The 17,279-nt window shown below is 52.0% G+C and carries 20 protein-coding genes; 8 read left to right on the top strand and 12 right to left on the bottom strand.

Annotated features, from left to right (window positions below):
* Window positions 1–4: 4 nt before the first annotated feature.
* The 5 genes from SYNC_RS05430 (at window position 5) to SYNC_RS05450 (ending at window position 4,810) form a co-directional block, all read left to right on the top strand.
* Window positions 5–571: a DOMON-like domain-containing protein gene (locus tag SYNC_RS05430; RefSeq protein WP_011619108.1), complete on the top strand. Its 567-nt coding sequence runs from the start codon at window positions 5–7 to the stop codon at window positions 569–571.
* Window positions 572–590: 19 nt separating this feature from the next.
* Window positions 591–1,586 carry a lytic transglycosylase domain-containing protein gene (locus SYNC_RS05435; protein WP_148201858.1) on the top strand — a complete coding sequence of 332 codons (996 nt, stop codon included), beginning with the start codon at window positions 591–593 and terminating at the stop codon, window positions 1,584–1,586.
* A gap of 64 nt (window positions 1,587–1,650) precedes the next feature.
* Entirely contained in the window at window positions 1,651–2,355 is a 705-nt protein-coding gene (locus tag SYNC_RS05440) for a hypothetical protein (RefSeq protein WP_011619110.1), read from the top strand.
* A gap of 24 nt (window positions 2,356–2,379) precedes the next feature.
* Window positions 2,380–3,702, top strand: a complete 1,323-nt coding sequence (locus tag SYNC_RS05445; RefSeq protein ID WP_011619111.1) for an O-acetylhomoserine aminocarboxypropyltransferase/cysteine synthase family protein — start codon at window positions 2,380–2,382, stop codon at window positions 3,700–3,702.
* 214 nt (window positions 3,703–3,916) lie between these two features.
* The gene (locus SYNC_RS05450; RefSeq protein WP_011619112.1) at window positions 3,917–4,810 is read left to right on the top strand and encodes a homoserine O-succinyltransferase; all 894 of its coding nucleotides are present in this window, start codon (window positions 3,917–3,919) and stop codon (window positions 4,808–4,810) included.
* Here SYNC_RS05450 and SYNC_RS13775 read toward each other — a convergent pair.
* Window positions 4,772–5,104 carry a hypothetical protein gene (locus tag SYNC_RS13775; protein ID WP_011619113.1) on the bottom strand — a complete coding sequence of 111 codons (333 nt, stop codon included), beginning with the start codon at window positions 5,102–5,104 and terminating at the stop codon, window positions 4,772–4,774. The two genes, SYNC_RS05450 and SYNC_RS13775, sit on opposite strands and share 39 nt — an antisense overlap.
* Window positions 5,105–5,189: 85 nt before the next feature.
* Here SYNC_RS13775 and SYNC_RS05455 point away from each other — a divergent pair, with 85 nt between their 5' ends.
* Window positions 5,190–5,777: an alpha-ketoglutarate-dependent dioxygenase AlkB gene (locus tag SYNC_RS05455; protein ID WP_011619114.1), complete on the top strand. Its 588-nt coding sequence runs from the start codon at window positions 5,190–5,192 to the stop codon at window positions 5,775–5,777.
* On the opposite strand, the gene SYNC_RS05460 is transcribed toward SYNC_RS05455, so the two are convergent.
* Together SYNC_RS05460 and SYNC_RS05465 are read right to left on the bottom strand one after the other, a co-directional pair.
* Window positions 5,719–6,666, bottom strand: coding sequence for an AEC family transporter (locus SYNC_RS05460; RefSeq protein WP_011619115.1), 948 nt, complete (start codon window positions 6,664–6,666; stop codon window positions 5,719–5,721). The two genes, SYNC_RS05455 and SYNC_RS05460, sit on opposite strands and share 59 nt — an antisense overlap.
* 59 nt (window positions 6,667–6,725) lie before the next feature.
* On the bottom strand, window positions 6,726–7,163 hold the full coding sequence (locus tag SYNC_RS05465) for a DUF6538 domain-containing protein (protein ID WP_041426480.1): 438 nt from the start codon (window positions 7,161–7,163) through the stop codon (window positions 6,726–6,728).
* A gap of 46 nt (window positions 7,164–7,209) precedes the next feature.
* Here SYNC_RS05465 and SYNC_RS15000 point away from each other — a divergent pair, with 46 nt between their 5' ends.
* Window positions 7,210–7,560: a hypothetical protein gene (locus SYNC_RS15000; protein ID WP_011619116.1), complete on the top strand. Its 351-nt coding sequence runs from the start codon at window positions 7,210–7,212 to the stop codon at window positions 7,558–7,560.
* Here the strand turns inward: SYNC_RS15000 and SYNC_RS05475 are convergent.
* Genes SYNC_RS05475 through SYNC_RS05495 form a run of 5 tightly spaced genes read right to left on the bottom strand, consistent with a single transcriptional unit; the run spans window position 7,545 to window position 11,819 of the window.
* Complete coding sequence (locus SYNC_RS05475; RefSeq protein ID WP_041426482.1) at window positions 7,545–8,288, bottom strand: amino acid ABC transporter ATP-binding protein; 744 nt, start codon at window positions 8,286–8,288, stop codon at window positions 7,545–7,547. The genes SYNC_RS15000 and SYNC_RS05475 overlap by 16 nt on opposite strands.
* 25 nt (window positions 8,289–8,313) lie before the next feature.
* Window positions 8,314–9,342: an amino acid ABC transporter permease gene (locus SYNC_RS05480; RefSeq protein ID WP_011619118.1), complete on the bottom strand. Its 1,029-nt coding sequence runs from the start codon at window positions 9,340–9,342 to the stop codon at window positions 8,314–8,316.
* Window positions 9,342–9,845, bottom strand: a complete 504-nt coding sequence (locus SYNC_RS05485; protein WP_041426483.1) for an HdeD family acid-resistance protein — start codon at window positions 9,843–9,845, stop codon at window positions 9,342–9,344. The genes SYNC_RS05480 and SYNC_RS05485 overlap by 1 nt, the downstream gene beginning before the upstream one ends.
* A gap of 25 nt (window positions 9,846–9,870) precedes the next feature.
* Window positions 9,871–10,770, bottom strand: a complete 900-nt coding sequence (locus SYNC_RS05490) for an ABC transporter permease subunit (protein ID WP_011619120.1) — start codon at window positions 10,768–10,770, stop codon at window positions 9,871–9,873.
* The gene (locus tag SYNC_RS05495; protein ID WP_041426484.1) at window positions 10,767–11,819 is read right to left on the bottom strand and encodes an amino acid ABC transporter substrate-binding protein; all 1,053 of its coding nucleotides are present in this window, start codon (window positions 11,817–11,819) and stop codon (window positions 10,767–10,769) included. The genes SYNC_RS05490 and SYNC_RS05495 overlap by 4 nt, the downstream gene beginning before the upstream one ends.
* A gap of 111 nt (window positions 11,820–11,930) precedes the next feature.
* Between SYNC_RS05495 and SYNC_RS05500 the strand changes: the two genes are divergently transcribed.
* The gene (locus tag SYNC_RS05500) at window positions 11,931–12,254 is read left to right on the top strand and encodes a hypothetical protein (RefSeq protein ID WP_041426485.1); all 324 of its coding nucleotides are present in this window, start codon (window positions 11,931–11,933) and stop codon (window positions 12,252–12,254) included.
* Window positions 12,255–12,273: 19 nt separating this feature from the next.
* Here the strand turns inward: SYNC_RS05500 and SYNC_RS05505 are convergent, their stop codons facing one another.
* The 4 genes from SYNC_RS05505 to SYNC_RS05520 all read right to left on the bottom strand — a co-directional run bounded on the left by SYNC_RS05505 (window position 12,274) and on the right by SYNC_RS05520 (window position 17,193).
* Window positions 12,274–13,845 carry a SulP family inorganic anion transporter gene (locus SYNC_RS05505; protein ID WP_041426486.1) on the bottom strand — a complete coding sequence of 524 codons (1,572 nt, stop codon included), beginning with the start codon at window positions 13,843–13,845 and terminating at the stop codon, window positions 12,274–12,276.
* 510 nt (window positions 13,846–14,355) lie between these two features.
* Entirely contained in the window at window positions 14,356–14,847 is a 492-nt protein-coding gene (locus SYNC_RS14635) for a hypothetical protein (protein ID WP_237699287.1), read from the bottom strand.
* A gap of 126 nt (window positions 14,848–14,973) precedes the next feature.
* Window positions 14,974–15,258 (bottom strand): hypothetical protein, encoded by a 285-nt coding sequence (locus SYNC_RS05515; protein ID WP_237699288.1) that lies wholly within the window; start codon window positions 15,256–15,258, stop codon window positions 14,974–14,976.
* 642 nt (window positions 15,259–15,900) lie between these two features.
* Window positions 15,901–17,193, bottom strand: coding sequence for an FAD-binding oxidoreductase (locus tag SYNC_RS05520; protein ID WP_011619125.1), 1,293 nt, complete (start codon window positions 17,191–17,193; stop codon window positions 15,901–15,903).
* Window positions 17,194–17,279 lie beyond the last annotated feature (86 nt).

Genomic DNA, 17,279 nt, shown 5'->3' on the forward strand with positions numbered 1-17,279 from the left:
CGTGATGGTCCGGCAGGTTTGCCCGCTCCTTCCTCACAATCCTCACAATTCGCCTGATCTTTTGCTCAGTGCCGAGTTTGTTTGGAGCGAAGGAGGCCTCCTTGAACTCAGCTACAACCTTCGGCCGGCATACAGCGATGGAGATTTGCTTGCTCTTGCCTTGCCTTCACTAAAGCCAGCGTGCGTTTCGATGCATGGTGATCGCTGCGATGAGCTTTGGAAGCACAATTGCTTTGAGGCGTTCATCGGTTTGCCTGGTTCGCAGCAGTACTGGGAACTAAACGTATCGCCATTAGGTCATTGGAACCTTTACAGCTTCAAGAGCTATCGACAGGCTGGATCTGACTTGGTTGAGGCTTTGCCTCCATCGGTAACCGTGCGACAAACGCGACGGGACTGTCGTTGCGATGTGGTCTTGGATTTACGTCCCTGGTGGCCGATTGAGGAGATGCCAGAACTTGGTTTGACGATGGTTGTGGAGGACCGCGATGGCCGGCTCAGCTATTGGGCTCTCTCCCATCCAGGAGAGGTTGCAGACTTCCATGACCGTCGCAGCTTTCTGATCTGTTGATGGAGCGTTGAGGCTTTTGATGATGACTTCAGTTCGCCGCCTACTGGTCTCTCTTCCCCTGTTGGTGATTCCCCTGGCCTGGGGCTGTAGGCGCTCACCCGCACTCCAGGCCAACCGGAATCAAGAACCATCCGTCCTGGAACAGGTTGAACCAGTGGAACTCGCTGTTCCTGTGCTCCCGACAAGGCCAGATCTTCCCCGTGCTCCTTCTGGAGAGCATTACCCGCTGTTTCCAGCCAACCCCGATCAGCTGGCCTTGTTGTTGTCAGACATCGAGCTTGCGATTCGTAATCCCGAGGTCTCTGAACAGGCCATTCCCTCTCTTGCGCATCAGCAGCAGGTGATCTATCGGGTGTTATCGCATCGCCCTGCTCTCGCCGACCAAGTGCGATTGAAGCTCAATGACCGCTGGCATTGGGTTTTTGATCAGCACATCGCAGCGCGTCGCTCATTTCTGGCCATGCATCGTGGTCCTGCTTCGTCCACGCTTCCTGCCTGGCGTATCCAAACTCCGGCTCCTCCAGATCAATTGCTCAAGGCTTATCGAAGTGCGTCAGCGTCTACAGGCATTGATTGGGAAGTCCTGGCTGCTGTGAATTTGGTCGAAACGGGAATGGGTCGGATTGATGGCATTTCAGTAGCCAATGCGCAAGGTCCGATGCAATTTCTACCCACGACCTGGATGGAACCTGGGATTGGCCGTGGTGGTGATATTCGCGATCCTTGGGATGCCATTCATGCGGCAGCGCGTTATTTGGTTCGGCGTGGCGGCCTTCAGGACATCCGAAAAGGACTCTGGGGTTACAACAACAGCGATCACTACGGCAGGGCTGTTCTCCATTACGCCGACCTGCTGAAACGGGATCCTCTTGCTTATCGCGGTTTGTATCACTGGCAAATTCACTACGCCTCCTCGGCCGGCGATCTATGGCTTCATGAGGGGTACAACCAGACACGGCCCACCGATGTCTTGTTGTATTTACGTCAGAATCCGCACAGCCGTCCTGCAGGTTGACGTTGAGTGACTGGCGTGATCGCCTTTGACCTCTACGATTCTGATGAGATGAAGGCTGAGCTCTTTGGCGAAGGAACTGACGCATCGGGCCGATGAGCTCAAGACCCTGGGTTGGTCTACGGATGAAGTGGCGAGATACGCCGAGCTTTGGGACTATCGCCAGCGTTGGGGAGCAATGAACCTCGAACGTGAGGATCGTTTGTTTTTGCGTAAGGCTGAAGCTGCGCTCCCTGTGATTGTTTCGGGCAAGGCTGCAGCGAAAAAGGCGATTAACGAGAAGTCCTATTACCGCTGGCTCTGCTTTCACTTGGAGGCGATGGATGCGGCTGAGGCTGGGTATTCCTTACCTGAAGGTTCCCGTGGCGCTTGGCCGATTTTGCTGGAGGAGGAAAGACGTTTGCTCGATTACTACCAGCCAGTGCTTGGCCTTCCCGACACGATCAAAGCCAAAGCGTTTGATGCGGTCCGGGAGGAATTAGCAGCTCAGGCTGGTCCTCTCGCAGCTGCAGATGGTCAGACGATGAATTACGACTTCATGTCGGCCTTAAAAGAACTTAAGGCCCAAGAAAACAGCAAGTGGCGTCATCTGCGCGAGCAAGAGGGTGACCAGCCCTATCCAGTCCTCAGTGCGGAAGCGGCCAGTTCTTTCCGATCTGAAGTGCGCAGTCGCCTGGCCCCTCTGCTGCGTGACACTCTTCCATCTCTTGCTGAGACTGAAAAACCGGCACCTGACAACAATTGGAAACCTGCAACGGAAGTCGCGAGCTAGAAAGGAGTTATCCGTATTTCGGCCTTGACATCACAACGTTTCGAGACCCTTCAGTTGCATGCTGGTCAGGTCCCTGACCCCACGACAAATTCTCGGGCGGTCCCGATTTACCAGACCAGCTCTTACGTGTTCAACAACGCTGAACACGGTGCAAATCTGTTTGGGTTGAAGGAATTCGGGAACATCTACACCCGTTTGATGAACCCCACAACGGATGTCTTTGAAAAGCGCGTTGCAGCACTGGAGGGAGGGGTGGCGGCCGTAGCGACCGCATCAGGTCAGTCAGCTCAGTTTTTAGCGATTACAAACTGCATGCAGGCAGGAGACAACTTTGTTTCCACATCCTTTCTGTACGGCGGTACTTACAACCAGTTCAAGGTGCAATTTCCGCGCCTAGGGATTCAGGTCAAGTTTGCTGATGGCGACGATGTTGCCAGCTTCGCGGCACAGATTGATGACAACACCAAGGCGATCTATGTCGAAGCGATGGGTAACCCCCGCTTCAACATTCCCGATTTTGATGGCCTCTCCGCACTCGCTAAGGAACGTGGCATCCCTCTCATTGTCGATAACACACTCGGTGCGGCAGGAGCTTTGATTCGACCCATTGAGCATGGCGCTGATGTGGTGGTGGAGAGCGCCACGAAATGGATTGGTGGACATGGCACCAGTCTTGGTGGTGTGATCGTTGATGCCGGCACTTTCAACTGGGGCAATGGCAAGTTCCCGTTGCTGAGTCAGCCGAGCGCTGCTTATCACGGCCTTGTTCACTGGGATGCCTTCGGTTTCGGAAGTGACGTTTGCAAAATGCTGGGGTTACCCGATGAACGCAATATCGCTTTCGCTCTTAGGGCAAGGGTGGAATGTCTTCGCGATTGGGGACCCGCTATCAGTCCCTTCAACAGCTTTTTGTTGCTGCAAGGCTTAGAAACATTGAGCTTGCGCGTGGAAAGGCATGCACAAAATGCGATGGCTTTGGCGACCTGGTTAGAGCAGCATCCCAGTGTTGCTCATGTGAGCTATCCCGGATTACCCAGCGACCCTTATCACGCAACTGCCAAGCGCTATCTCACAAATCGTGGAATGGGCTGCATGCTGATGTTCTCCCTGAAGGGTGGCTACGACGATGCGGTGCGTTTCATCGACAGCCTCAAGCTGGCAAGCCATCTCGCCAATGTTGGCGACTCCAAGACGCTGGTGATTCATCCAGCCTCCACGACCCATCAGCAGCTCAGTGCCGATGAACAAGCCTCAGCCGGTGTCACTCCGACCATGGTGCGGGTATCAGTGGGCTTGGAACACATCGAAGACATCAAGGCTGATTTTGAGCAGGCTCTGGCGACCTGATTTTGGGAGAGGCGGTTGGTCACTTGGAGTCCAAGGCTGAGGTGATCAATCGCTTTGAGGATGGTTAGAACTCCCCATCATTTGACGCACTCTGACTGAAGTCACGGTGCATGAGCCCTGGCTACGTTGAACAGAGAAAACCTTGCATAAAAAAGGCCGCTCGTCATTGCATACATGATGAATCAAACTCAGTCATTGGAAGGGATCTGAGCTGATGGCACTGATACTTCCTCGGAACTATCACAAGATCACCGCTGTTGAACGGAACAGGATCTCTTGGATTGAACCCGAGCAAGCCGAGCGTCAGGACATTCGCCCCCTGCGCATTGGCATTCTCAACATCATGCCTTTAGGGAAGCAGTACGAATTCAACCTGCTGCATCCTCTGGGTCTATCGGTTCTTCAGATTGAACCGATCTGGATTCGCCTTCAATCCCATGCTTACCGAAGCTGGGATCAAGCCCATCTCAACCAGCACTACGTGAGCTGGGATGAGGCACAGTCACAGCGTTCATTGGATGGATTAATCATCACAGGTGCTCCAGTGGAGCACTTGGCGTTTGAAGAAGTCACCTACTGGCCAGAACTGGTTGAACTGATCAGCGAGGCTCGTCAATCTTGTGCCAGCACCCTCGGACTGTGCTGGGCTGGGTTTGCTCTGGCTTATCTCGCTGGAGTGAACAAGGTCACCTTTGATCGGAAATTGTTTGGGGTGTTTCCGATGCGCAGTCTTGTGCCTGGTCATCCCCTGATGGGGACCCAGGATGATCAATTTCTTTGTCCGCAAAGCCGTCATGCGGGATTACCTGATGCGGCGATGGAATCGGCTCAACGCCAGGGTCGACTGAGGCTTCTCGCCTATGGAGAGAAGGTGGGCTACACCATCTTTGAAACGCCAGACCAGCGTCAGCTCATGCATCTCGGCCATCCGGAATACAACGTTGGAAGGCTGCAGGGGGAAATGGAGCGCGATCGAGCCCGCGGCGATGTTCCTCCGCCTGAAAATTTTGACTCTGACCACCCCAGAACCCTGTGGCGTTCCCATCGCAATTTGCTTTTCCAGCAGTGGTTATGGTTCTGTTACCAACGCGTCAGCCTTCAGTCCTGAAGTGGATAGTTGCTTCTTTTTTGTTGTTGTTTTGATTGGCCGTTGAGCGGCATCGCGATTGAGTTCCCGCTCCAAGGCGGCAATTCGTCTCTCTCTTAAACAGTGCCGACAGCCTCCTGTGGTTTGGAGATGCTTCTCCGGAGTGATGTTGATCAGTTGTACCGGATGCTTGTTACAACGAATTTTGACCGGGCTTTTATAGCTGCGGTATTTGATCTCCGAATAATCGAAGTGATCACCGAAGCGCTCACGCGCCCGTTTGAGAAATTCCTCTTCCGTGATACGAGCTGCCATGGGAAGAATGTATGGGGAGTTGCCTCGAAGTTTTCGTCTCTGTTATGGCTCGTTACCGGTTTGTTTCAGGTAAGACCCACGAGTGATGAGCTGGAACCATCGTGTTGGCTGGCTTGAACCGCAGGCGTCTGCTTACTGGTTTGGCCTTTGTCAAAAACAGATTGTCTGGGAGCAGCCCCAAGTTCGGGTCTACGGCAAGTACCACCGTGTGCCGAGATTGTCGGCTTTTCTCGCCGATTCTTCGGTGTCTTACCGCTATAGCGGTGTGATTCATCGAGGCCAGGGCTGGCCTGACTGGTTTGCACCCTTGCTTGAGCAGGTGAATGAGAGTTGCTCTGCCCAATTCAATGGTTGTCTGTTCAATCTCTACAGGAACGGAGATGACCGCATGGGCTGGCATGCCGATGACGAACCAGAGATTGATGCCAGATGTCCAATCGCGTCCCTTTCTTTTGGTGCCACCAGGGCATTGCAGTTTCGTCATCGCCAAAGTCGCAGTCGAGTGGAACTCGCACTTGCCGATGGCGACCTGCTGGTAATGGAACCTGATTGCCAACGGTTATGGATGCACGCCCTTCCTGTTCGCAAGAGGGTTCGCACGGCAAGGATGAACCTCACGTTCCGAGTCTTTCTCCCAATGTCTTCAGCAGCACAGCCCAAATTGGCACCGTGACGATCGCCAGGAGGGTGCTGCGCCAAATGAGTTGTGCGGCAGCAGAGCTGTCTGCCTGCTCGGTTTCTGCCATGAGGAGGACGGAAATGGCAGTGGGAGCTGCAGCTTGTAGGACAAGGGCCTGACGTGCGAAAGCACTGATAGGAAGGACCAGGGTGAGTCCTAAGACGAGTGCAGGAAACAACAAAAGTTTGCACCCCAGAGCAGCATTCAACGCTTGGCTGGGAGCAATCGGTGCTGCTGTGTTGTGAGTTGCTTCGGATCTCTCCTCTGAAAGGCCTGCAAGTCGCATGCCTACAACGATCAAGGCCAGCACGATCACAACCCTTGAAGGCATCCAGAGTGCGGACGTAATCGTTGTTTGCCATGGCGTAGCCATCACCAGCAAGGCGCCCAGTAGTCCTCGTGACGCAGGACTTGAACTGAGGTGGTGGATCAACACACGCCAACGGTGCGGATGAGCCTCCTGGCTTGATCCAGCCAGCCAGATGGGTCCAAGGCCCCAAGACAGGAGGGTTGCACCGAAGTCGTATCCGATGCTGATCGAAAGGGCCTCCGGGGGGAGTAAAGCCAGAGCGACCGGAATTCCGAAATAAGCCGTGTTGCCGACGCAACTCCCCAGTTGAAGCGTGGGCGAGAGCCACTGATCGCTCTCTCGGCGCCAACGTCTGAGCACCAGCAGCATGCCAAAGATGGCGGCCGCGGCCGTGGCCGCCGTGCTGAGGAGTGAGCTGTTTAATCCACCTTTCAACAGCAATCCCATCAGGCTGATGGGAACGCCGTAACGCACGAGTGGCGTTGCTAGGGGCTTGACCCACCCTGGTTTGAAGCGTCCAAGCAGATAACCACCAAGAAGGCCTGGAATGAGTTCAGCCAGGAGGCGCAGCACGGTTAACTCAGATCCAATTCAGTGACAGCAATGTGTCGTGGTTCGTGAAATGAAAATACCTAGCATGTGAGGTATTGCAAAATAGTTTTCTCGTCTGCTCCAGCAAGCGCGATGTGTTGGTTAAGGGGTCGCCTGTCGTAGAAATTAAAAACGGATTGATGTGCCTGATCTGATGGATCAAAGGCGCCAACCTGTATTTCTGTGAGCTCTCTTTGTTTGAGCGGTTTATCTGTAGGGAGTTCATTAGGTCCCTCTAACCCTTTTTTCACCTGTTCCCGTAGCGACGGTGCGGAATTGAGTAGAGCCTCTAGCTCTGCCTCTAGCCGCCTGTAAGCAGCTCCATACCTAACCAATGCTTCCGCATGGTCAGTGGTCTTCAGAGACCGAATGAGAGTGCTTTTGCCAACTGCCTTGCGGTCTTTCTCTGGAACCCACAGACGGACGTACCAAGTAGCGCCTCTATTGAGTTGTATTGGACCTTTACGTCTCCTGCCCATTGATACCTAACACGATAACTAACATGATGCCGGAGGATTTCCAGTGATGACAAGCGTTTTCGTCGAATTAATCGGTTCCAATCAGGAGGCGAAAAATCGCGCTGTCTGCCAGATCTCGGAGAAGACTAGGAGTATTTATGGCGATGTGCCAAAGTCTCAGCTGTCCCACGACAGGTGTTCAGTGGCTGTTTCGGCTCCTTTCTGTTCCATTCCCCAGAGAGTTGTGCGGCTCAGTGAAGCCTTGCAAGCGCAACGTGAGCGCTTACAGGAGCGTTTGGCTGAGCAAATCAATAGCCTCCCTGTAGGGAATGAAAGCTGGCTGCAGACTGAAAGGGAGCTCGTGGCCGCCGAGCGCGCCCTGCACGAGTTGGATGGACGTTGTCAGTTAGTCATTTGATTGAGGAAGCGCCTGCTGCGCTCTTCTTTGGCATGACTGAAAAATGTCGTCGCATCTGACAGTTCCACCACTTTTCCTGCATCCATAAACAGCACCCTGTCAGCGACCTCACGGGCAAATCCCAGCTCATGCGTGACGACCACCATGGTCATTCCTGCTGAAGCAAGCGCGCGCATGGCATCGAGAACTTCTTTCACGCGTTCTGGATCGAGTGCACTGGTTGGTTCGTCGAACAGCATTACCTCTGGATCCATCGCCAAGGCTCTGGCGATCGCCACGCGTTGTTGCTGCCCGCCACTGAGTTGGGCAGGACGTTTCATGGCTTGATCAGCAATCCCCATTTGGGTCAGGAGCGACATCGCACGGAGTTCGGCCTCTTTCTTGTTGGCCTTTTTGACGCGGATTGGAGCCAGTGTGATGTTGTCCAGTATGGAGAGATGGGGAAATAAATTGAACTGTTGAAAAACCATTCCAACTCTGCGCCGGATTCGTTTGATCTGTCGCTCTTCATGGTTGGAATCCAACTGAATCCCTACGATTTCCAACTGGCCTTCATCAATGCTTTCCAAGCCATTGAAGGTACGGATCAAGGTGCTTTTCCCTGAACCAGAGGGCCCCATGACCACGAGAACTTCGCCAAGGTTCACGCTGAGATTCACCTCATCAAGAGCTCGATGATCGTCTGAGTAAGACTTGCTAACGGATTGCGCTTGAATGGCGATCGTCATAACTGTTGTGTGGATAGGAGCGGTCTTAAGAGCCAGTCGATAAGTGTCCTTGACGTTCAATTCGCTTCGCTAAGAGGGCCATCGCTGAACAGAGCAACCAATACACACCAGCAAGCCAGACATAAGTCTCAAGATGACGGCCGATGTAGTCAGGGTTTGCCAGCAAGCTTCGGCTAATTCCTAGCAGTTCTATCAATCCGAGAATCGCCATCAAGCTGGTGTTTTGCATCAATCCGATCGCTTGGTTGGTTAAAGCCGGAACAGCGATCCTTAGTGCCTGGGGAAGAATGATCAGTCTCATCGTGAGAGACGCATTGAGACCCAGTGCCGCTGCCGCTTCCGCTTGCGTGGGTGGGATGGATTGCAGTCCTCCGCGGACATCTTCTGCTACATAAGCAGCTGCAAACAGTGCAAAAGCCATCACAGCTCTCAACACTCTGTTGATTTCGATCTCAACTGGGAGGAAGAGAGGTAGGAGCAGTTGTCCGAAAAACAGCACCGCAATGAGAGGAACGGCACGCATGAGGTCGATATAGATCCGGCAGAGCATCGCGACCAAACCCAAATTGGACGTTCTGCCAATAGCAAGCCCTACGCCTAGGGGCAGCGCTAGAAACCCACTCGCTGTTGTCAGTAGCAATGTGAGGGTGAGACCTCCCCAAGCGCGAGATGGCACTGCTTGGAGGTTTGCGGATCCAGCAAGCAAAACGACTCCTGTGGGCACCATGAGGATCCATGCCCAGGGAAGGCAAGGTCGGAGGCGTTTCAGCGGTTGGGGTAAGTGATCACTGCCCAAGGTGGTGATCGTTAGCAACAGGAGAACGACCATCCAAACCAAAGGCCTCCAGCGTTGATCAGCGGGGTAACTGCCAAAGGCAAACAGCGGAAGGTTGTGAGTGACCACCCGCCAATCAGCTCCTGTGATGAGCCAGGACCCCGTTGACCAAAGAGCCCAAACAATTAAACCGAGAATGAGAACGCTGAATGCGGCCTCAATCGGTTTTTGGCGCCAACGCCGATAGCGCTGCTGCCGAGGTTGGAATTCTCTCGCCATTAGCTGGCGGCTGGTGGTGCATCCGTGGGCTTGAGCAAGTTCAAGGCGGAAAGGAAAAGCGACACTCCAAAGATGGTTCCCAATGCCCAGAGGCTGTCAGTGGGCCATTCGATCACCAGCAGCAATCCGAGCACGGCAGTCACGATTCCATCCACCACCACAAGACCACTTGCTGGTGCGTGGGAACTGGCTCCTGTTGCTAATTCCATCACCCCTTCAACAAGCAAAAGGACGCCTGCAAACAGCGTGAGGCTGATTTCACTATCGATAGGGTCGATCAGAATAAAGACAGCACCGCCGATGTAGAGCAGACCTGACAAGCCTTTAAAAAGTTTCCCTTGATTGGTTGGAATATCTCCAATCCGAAGCAGTTGATTCAGTCCAGCTACGAACACAATCCCTCCCAATCCAATGGTTAGAAGGGTTGCTGAAGCAAAGGGCAGCAAAATCGCTACAACAGACGCCACAATCAAAAGGACTGCAGCGATACGGCGAGTATTCATGACAATGGACTTATACAACTTCAGTTTAATGATGGTGCTGGCTTTTTAAAACAGCGCGGTTCAGCAGCTGCATGCCTCCATTGATCAGCAAGTTCAGCAGTAGAAAACTCAGCAAAAGCAGCAAAAATCCTTCGATCGCTCGACCCGTTTGCGTGATGGTGGTGTCACTCACTGCGTAGAGATCGGCGTAGCCAACGGCAATCGCCAGGGTGCTGTTTTTGGCCAGATTCAAATATTGACTGCTGAGTGCAGGCAGAATTGCAGGAAGAGCCTGGGGAAGGACGATTCGGCGTAACCCAAGTCCCTCTGTCATGCCAAGACTGCGGAAGGCTTCCCATTGTCCGCGTGGGACGGAATCGAGACCACCGCGAACCACTTCTGCAATGGATGCTCCCGTAAACACACTGAGTCCCACGAGGACAGCTGCAAACTCCACACTGAGAGTTACTCCAAGCAAGCTGATGCCCTGATTGGACAGGTGGATCACGGCTCCAAGGGGTGCAAATGGCTCTGAGGGAAGTCCCAGAAAGGCAACGAAGTACCAGAACAGAAGCTGCAATAGAAGAGGAATCTGACGAATTGATCCCACATACAGAGCTGCTAATTGCCTTAACAACGGATTCAGGCTGCGGCGAGCAGCACCGGTGCTGACGCCAAGCAGGGTTGCCAACACAATTCCTGCAACGATCACTCGCAAGCTGTTCAGCCATCCCATCAGCAGCGCCCAGGCTGTGCTGTCTGAAGGTTGATACGGAAGTGGGTGCTCACTGAGTGCGAAACCTGCGGGTCGCCACAACCAATCAAAACTGAGACCTAGCCCTGTTCTTATGAGATTGACGGCGAGGTTGTTGATCAGAATCCCCATCACTGTGAGGAGAACAAGCACGATGATGAGTTGCCACCACCAGCGTTTTGAACGATTCATTGGAACGGGGGTGAGGTCAGGACTCCTCCATTCCTGTACAGATTATTGAGGCCCCTTGGAATAGGAACAGCACTGTCCGGACCGAGATGTCGATTGTAGATTTCACCGTAATTACCTACTGCTTGGATCACCTTCACAATAAAATCGTTGTTTAAACCTAGTTTTTCGCCTAATTCACCTTCAACGCCAAGAAATCGCCTCAATTGTGTGAGTTCAGGTCGACGTTGGGCTTCTTCAAGTTTGTCTCCGATGTTTTGTTGTGTAATGCCTAATTCCTCTGCAGCGATCAACGCATAGATCACCCAGCGCATGGCGTCCGCCAGACGCTGATCACCACCTGCTGCAAGTGGAGCGAGGGGTTCTTTGCTCAAGACTTCAGGAAGAATGACGTGTTGCTCAGGGTTGTTGAATCCGGATCTTGCCGCGGCGAGCTGAGAACGATCGGACGTCATTGCACTGCAGCGACCTTGGAGGTAGCCAGCGATCACTTGGTTGAGATCCTGATACTTGATGGGTTTGTAGTCGATCCCTCTGGCCTGAAAAGCATCGTTGAGGTTTTGTTCGGTCGTGGTTCCTGAGCCCACGCAGATGGTCTTGCCTTGTAGGTCGTTGAGATCGGAGACCCCACTTTGACGCTTGACTAGGAGCCCTTGACCGTCATGGAAGACAACAGGGGCGAAGCTGACACCATTTCCTCCGACGGCATCTCTACTGAGGTTGAACGTGGTGTTGCGCGATAAGAGGTCAATTTCTCCAGTTCTAAGTGCTGTGAATCTTTCTGGAGCGGTTAAGGACCTGTATTGCACCTGATCAGGGCTTCCAGTAAGTGCCGCTGCAAAGGCTCGACAGATGTCCACATCAAGTCCCGCGAAGGAACCATCCCTTCGCAGAAAACTAAACCCTGGGATCTTGCCGCTCACTCCACAGCGAAGCTCAGCTCTCCGTTTGATGAGATCGAGTCTTGACGCACCGCCTTCTCCAAGCGTGGCACATCCATTCAAAATGAATAGGAAAGAAACCAGCGGCAGCGCAAGAAGATGGACTCTCATCTGTTTGTCTCTGGTAAGGAACAAGTGTGTCAGACCTCGTTCATCTCGACTGATCGTTCTTGTCAATTCAAAGAACTGGTTTAGTTTCCGCAAGTGTCCGTTAACAGTTCGATGATCCGAACCCTTGCGGGATCCGCCCTGTTTTCGGCATTGTTTTTATTTGGAATAGTTTCCCCTTCGATGGCTTGGGAGGAGACTGATCAACAAGCTTATTACAATAAAATGTCTCTTTTAAAAGTCATGCTCGAAGGGGCTCGGATGAGGGCTGTTGAAACGAATGATTTGGAAACACTGTGTCTCATCATGAGCATCGGTAATGACGTAACGGTTCGCTATGTTGAGTTAAATCCGAATGACGTTGAGATAAGTAATCGTCTCGATGGTATGCGGAATGATATGACGGCTTGTTTGGCACTCCTTTATAACAAGAAATAGTCATCAAGTTGGTTCGTGATCACCCATGACTACCTTCGGGCTGGCTTCCAATCCTTTCAAACAGATTCAAGCTTTCTTTATTTAACCCCTCAACATTTACGACGGATCCACCAAGTCTGAGCTTGCGGATGAGTTGGTTAAGTGCTCCAACACCACTTTGGTCCCAAATATGTGCCTGGCTCATGTCAATGGTGATTCGTGCTGGATGTTCGTGAACATCAAATCCCTGTAAAAAATAAACTTTGCTCACAAAGAATAGTTGACCCCTTACGACATAGCGACATTCGTCAGTGTTGATTTTAATCGCTTCAACACTAATGACTTTTGCAACTTTACGGCTGAATAAAATACCTGCAAGAGCAACCCCGGCAAGGACTCCAAGCGCAAGATTGTGGGGCGTTGTGAGCATGGTGACTGCAAAAGTCATCACCATCACGGCAGTATCACTTTTGGGGATATTTCGGATATTTCGCAAGCCAGCCACGTCAGCTGTACTCACTGCAATTCCAATCATCACAGCGACCAAAGCTGCCATGGGGATTTGCTTAAGCCAAGTACTGGCAAGCAAAATCATTGCTAAAAGGCTGACTCCGGATGACAGGGTGGAGAGGCGTGTTCGGCCACCATTGTCGATGTTCATGACTGATTGGCCCACTAACGCGCAGCCAGCCATTCCTCCAAATAGGGAGGACACGATGTTTGCAATTCCCTGACCTTTGGCTTCAGTATTTTTGTTTGAATTGGAATCAGTTCTCTCGTCAAGAATGTCTTGAGTGAGGAATGTCTCCATTAAGCCAACGAGTGAGATCGATAAAGCTGTTGGTAAGACAATTCCAAACGTTTCTAAATTAAAGGGAACCCTTTGATTGCTAACATCGCCAAAGGGAAGATTGAAAAAAGGCAGACCATTAGGAAGCTCTCCAAGGTCCACAACCTTAGGAATGTCTAGTTGCAGCCCCATACTGATAGCTGTAATCACAATGATCGCTACTAGCTGGGAAGGTAAGGCGCGTGTAATACGTGGTAGGCCATAAATGATGACAAGTCCAAGCAAGACGAGTGCCCAGACAACGGGGATTTGACTTCCGCTTAGGGCGTGCATGGCATGGTCATTTCCAGCTTCCCCAAAGTGAAGATTGATCCCCAATTGAGGAAGTTGAGCCTGAAAGATCAATAAAGCAAGAGCATTCACAAATCCGCTTAAGACGCCCAGAGGCACGAACCTCATCTGATAGGCCAGGCGTAAGTAACCCCAGAGAATTTGGAAGACGCCGGTGAGAATGCCTGCGGCCATCAAGTAGGCCAGCCCTAGTCCTTCTCCTCTTGCATTTCCTGTCGCCACCAATCCGGTCATCAACAGGGCTGTTGATCCCGTTGCGGAGGTGATCATCGCTGTTCGTCCACCGACGAAGGCAATCGTTATGGAGAGACAAAAGGCTCCAAACAATCCAACCCTGGGATCCACGCCTGCAATCCCAGAGAATGCGATCGCTTCTGGAATCATCGCGAAGGCCACGACCAGTCCCGATAGAACATCTCGTCTCGGATTGCTGAACCAGTTCTGAAGTCCCATTGCGGGAGAGGAAGCCATGGGCGTCTGTGCCACTTTCTTTTCAGGGAACGCGTTAATGCTGAATATCCTTTTCTGAGGACATACAGGCAGGCGCCGAAGATTACCGCGGCTCTGCCTGGGTTTTGTCAGAAATCGCTCTTAGGCAGCGGGAACGCAAAAGTTGCTGATGTCCAGGATTCGACGCGAATGACTGCTGACTCGTCCACACTCAAGCCATAAGTGCGTCGATCCTGAGGCTCGCTTTGGCTTGTTCGAGGGGCTTGAAGCTCGAATCAGCGATCAATGGATCGCCATCAGTACTGAGAGTTTTTGCCTGATCGCTTGGCTCAGATGAAAACCGATTGGCAAGACTGCGATTGGATGTGCTGTGAATTGGCTAAGCCCAGTTGAATCGTCGACCTTGGCTCACGCGTTTTGCTAACCGTTGCCGAGTGAATGTTGGTTGAGGGAGCGGTCTTCATCCCAGTAAAAGTTGATCTGTGGAAAAGGAGAGCATTTGTAAGCCCATAAACTCCTAAAGATTGTGAGTTAGGCCAGCCATCTCAAGAGCACTTGCTTCAAAGACGGAATGCTCCATTCCTGGAGTTCTTCATCAGCTGCCCACTGAATAGCGCGAACACGTTCCGCTGGGCACTGAACTGCACCAGTGATCGTTTGAAAAAGATCGAGCTCCTTGGCATTCATGTCTGTCGAATCATCACTCTCTCGTGAAACCATTGCAGTGAGATAAGCAAGTTTGACTGCAAGATCTCGTTCCTCCTTTGTCTTGAGCGCTCTCAAGCGGTTCAAAAGCTCATCACGCACAATCCTTTTGGTGCTTCCCCTCGCCACACTTTTATGATTTGACAGCGACGAATAACCTTCAACAAGCCTGTTTCTCAAGGCATCACGATCTTCTTTAAGACCATAGCTATCAATAAGCGACACGATCAAATCCTCTTCTTCCTGAGACATTGATCCATCACAGTAGGCAACCTCCTGGATAAGTTGAAGCAGGGTTATTGAACTGCTTTCGTTCATTTTCTTGTCATCTTCTTCTTGGCTCTATAGCATCTTTTCGCCTTGGGCATCACTCAGCTCCTTATTAATTATCACTCTGATGAGGACCATCTGCCCTTGGGTGAGGGCAATGCTGTCAGAAGGTCGTCAGTCATTATCACTTCTCTTGTTGCTGACGTTCTCCATCTCCTTAAGAGAGCGATACGTGAGCGGCTTTTCGATCTTCACGACTCCATAGCCGAGAGAAACAAGCTCCTGAACGGCCTCAGCAAACTTCTTAGATCCCATTCGTCTGATTGCTCTATTCCCCTGTTGTTTGGCCGATTGCCATGTGCAGCCATCAGCTTGGAAGCCGTGCTGATGCACATGGCGCATCAGCAGCATTGTCTCTGTGGCTTCCACCCAAAGCTCGTCAGTCTTTACTTGAGACATCTGTCCTCCTGGTCATTAAAGATAAGCATTCGTCCTCGTTTTTTCAGTCCATTACCATGTTGTTGATCATTGCTGTAGCCGCTCAAGTAAAGACGAAATGGATGGTGCCTCAGCTGGTTCAATTCATTCATGAGTATCTGCAGTGAATCTCCGGTGCTGAAGTGATTTTGGTGCAGTGTAAGCAAGATCTCAGCACTTTTTAATGCCGGTCATCACCTCGTCTATTGATTTGGGAGATGGTGTGTTCATCGGGGGGAAACAACCCTTGCTTTTCACTCACATGTCTCAAGCAAATGACTACTTTGTTCATTGCTCAATTGACTGGCCCTGGGCTACAAAATATTGACCCCGTAATGGTGACTGGTGGTAGTAAAAAATAAAGTAGGACATTGGATCAAAAATTTCCTGGCTAATGCTAATGAAATGCAGAGTGTAGTGGCTATGTTGATGAGGTGATCAACGTTGTTGATGAAATGATCGCTGGCAAGTGTTGTGCTAATTCCTGTCTATTGGTTGATAAAGCCACGCTAAGAGCGGTGTTGATTGTTGCGACAGGTCATTCTCTTGGCAGATATTTTCTACTAATTAGACCCGCTATCTAGTGGTGCCCTCGCTCTTTTAATTCTTTTTCGTGTCTTGTCTTCAGAGCGGTGGCAGTAACCCACGGGGGTCCTTACGCGACTTCAATTGATTGAGGCCTGGAAGCCAGTCTTGAAAGGCGTCATTGAGTTCTTTTTTATGGCAAGACAGATGTGGATGGATCTGAGTGAGGTGAACGCCCGGGCAGTAGTCGGAGAGGAGGTTGTTGGTGCGCATCAACCATTCCAGTGCACGTTCTCGCCCCTTTGCATCACCTGCAGTCCATGCTGCGCTGACCCATGGTTTCCAGATGGCATCGCGATGTATGAAAGATGTGCGTGAAACGGGAATCAGAGCACTCATTCCCCCAAGTTGCTGAGCACTGATTTGGCATCCGATATGAGGACGGTTGCTTATGAGTTCATTGAGGTCTGCGATCAGTGACGGCAATCGTTGGCTCCAGGCAGGCCCCAGCCTGCTGATCACTTCGTTATGAAGGTGTCCCTGTGCAGTGTTAGATCTTGCCAGCGTTCCAAATGGGGGCTGAGCATGTTGGCCGGCAACGATCGTCATGCTGGATTCAGCGCAGTAGCCCAGAAGGGTTCTCAGCGACTCCATTGCTTTCATCCCTGCAGGGTCGTCAGCGCAGCAAGTGATGAAGAGCTCAATTTTTTCGTTCCAGGCCCACTGCAAGCTGGCACTGTGGTTCCACTGTTCTGCCTCCTCGATGGCGACGGCTAGTTGATGAATGCTGCCTACGCTTCGCCAAATCACTAATGGTGTGAGTTTCTGAGTACGCAGTCGAATCGCAGTGACAACCGCCAGGAATGGAGCGGCACCGAGCAGTCCTCTCCACTGTTGATGCGCTTCGTTGTCAATGTCGATTTCAACGCTTGCTCGGTTGGCCGGGTCTGAAAGGTCGAAGCTGTCTCCGTTTCCCCAGACACCTCGCAGTCCCACGATGTGATCCATGGCGAGACCCTGGGATCGGGTTAGTGGGCCGATGCCACCAGTTAAGACAAAGCCACACCCTGGAATGGTGGATAAGCCAACCGGGATCGAGCGTCCACGGTTTTGAAGACCTTCTAAAACTTCAGCCATGGTGAGCCCTGTGCCAATCTCCACTTCATCTGTTTCTTCGCTGATGATCAGCTGGCGATGGCCCGCTCTTAAGTCGAGTGTCCAGAGCCCATCGGCAGCACAGCGACTGCTGGTGCCCCCTGCGCAAATCAACAGTGGGGTTGGCTGGACTCCTTGGCGTATCTGGTTGGAAAGGGTGATTCCATCAGACATGATCCAACCGGCTGGATGTGAATCGTCCGCCAGTGGATTCCAAAGCGCAGCATGCTTTGTCACGTTGTGACTCCGATGCAAGCCGGTGGTCGTGGCAAGACCATCAAGCGCGAATCAACAATGCCGAGGATAGTGTCGTGGGAGTGGAA

Origin of the sequence: Synechococcus sp. CC9311, assembly GCF_000014585.1 — a bacterium.
GTDB lineage: Bacteria > Cyanobacteriota > Cyanobacteriia > PCC-6307 > Cyanobiaceae > Synechococcus_C.

What these genes read in the sequence shown, in the direction of transcription:
- SYNC_RS05430 (WP_011619108.1), top strand. Translation starts at nt 5, where the DNA reads ATGGTCCGGCAGGTTTGCCCGCTCCTTCCTCACAATCCTCACAATTCG.
- SYNC_RS05435 (WP_148201858.1), top strand. Translation starts at nt 591, where the DNA reads ATGATGACTTCAGTTCGCCGCCTACTGGTCTCTCTTCCCCTGTTGGTG.
- SYNC_RS05450 (WP_011619112.1), top strand. Translation starts at nt 3,917, where the DNA reads ATGGCACTGATACTTCCTCGGAACTATCACAAGATCACCGCTGTTGAA.
- SYNC_RS13775 (WP_011619113.1), bottom strand. Translation starts at nt 5,104, where the DNA reads ATGGCAGCTCGTATCACGGAAGAGGAATTTCTCAAACGGGCGCGTGAG.
- SYNC_RS05455 (WP_011619114.1), top strand. Translation starts at nt 5,190, where the DNA reads ATGAGCTGGAACCATCGTGTTGGCTGGCTTGAACCGCAGGCGTCTGCT.
- SYNC_RS05465 (WP_041426480.1), bottom strand. Translation starts at nt 7,163, where the DNA reads ATGGGCAGGAGACGTAAAGGTCCAATACAACTCAATAGAGGCGCTACT.
- SYNC_RS15000 (WP_011619116.1), top strand. Translation starts at nt 7,210, where the DNA reads ATGACAAGCGTTTTCGTCGAATTAATCGGTTCCAATCAGGAGGCGAAA.
- SYNC_RS05475 (WP_041426482.1), bottom strand. Translation starts at nt 8,288, where the DNA reads ATGACGATCGCCATTCAAGCGCAATCCGTTAGCAAGTCTTACTCAGAC.
- SYNC_RS05480 (WP_011619118.1), bottom strand. Translation starts at nt 9,342, where the DNA reads ATGGCGAGAGAATTCCAACCTCGGCAGCAGCGCTATCGGCGTTGGCGC.
- SYNC_RS05485 (WP_041426483.1), bottom strand. Translation starts at nt 9,845, where the DNA reads ATGAATACTCGCCGTATCGCTGCAGTCCTTTTGATTGTGGCGTCTGTT.
- SYNC_RS05490 (WP_011619120.1), bottom strand. Translation starts at nt 10,770, where the DNA reads ATGAATCGTTCAAAACGCTGGTGGTGGCAACTCATCATCGTGCTTGTT.
- SYNC_RS05495 (WP_041426484.1), bottom strand. Translation starts at nt 11,819, where the DNA reads ATGAGAGTCCATCTTCTTGCGCTGCCGCTGGTTTCTTTCCTATTCATT.
- SYNC_RS05500 (WP_041426485.1), top strand. Translation starts at nt 11,931, where the DNA reads ATGATCCGAACCCTTGCGGGATCCGCCCTGTTTTCGGCATTGTTTTTA.
- SYNC_RS05505 (WP_041426486.1), bottom strand. Translation starts at nt 13,845, where the DNA reads ATGGCTTCCTCTCCCGCAATGGGACTTCAGAACTGGTTCAGCAATCCG.
- SYNC_RS14635 (WP_237699287.1), bottom strand. Translation starts at nt 14,847, where the DNA reads ATGAACGAAAGCAGTTCAATAACCCTGCTTCAACTTATCCAGGAGGTT.
- SYNC_RS05515 (WP_237699288.1), bottom strand. Translation starts at nt 15,258, where the DNA reads ATGTCTCAAGTAAAGACTGACGAGCTTTGGGTGGAAGCCACAGAGACA.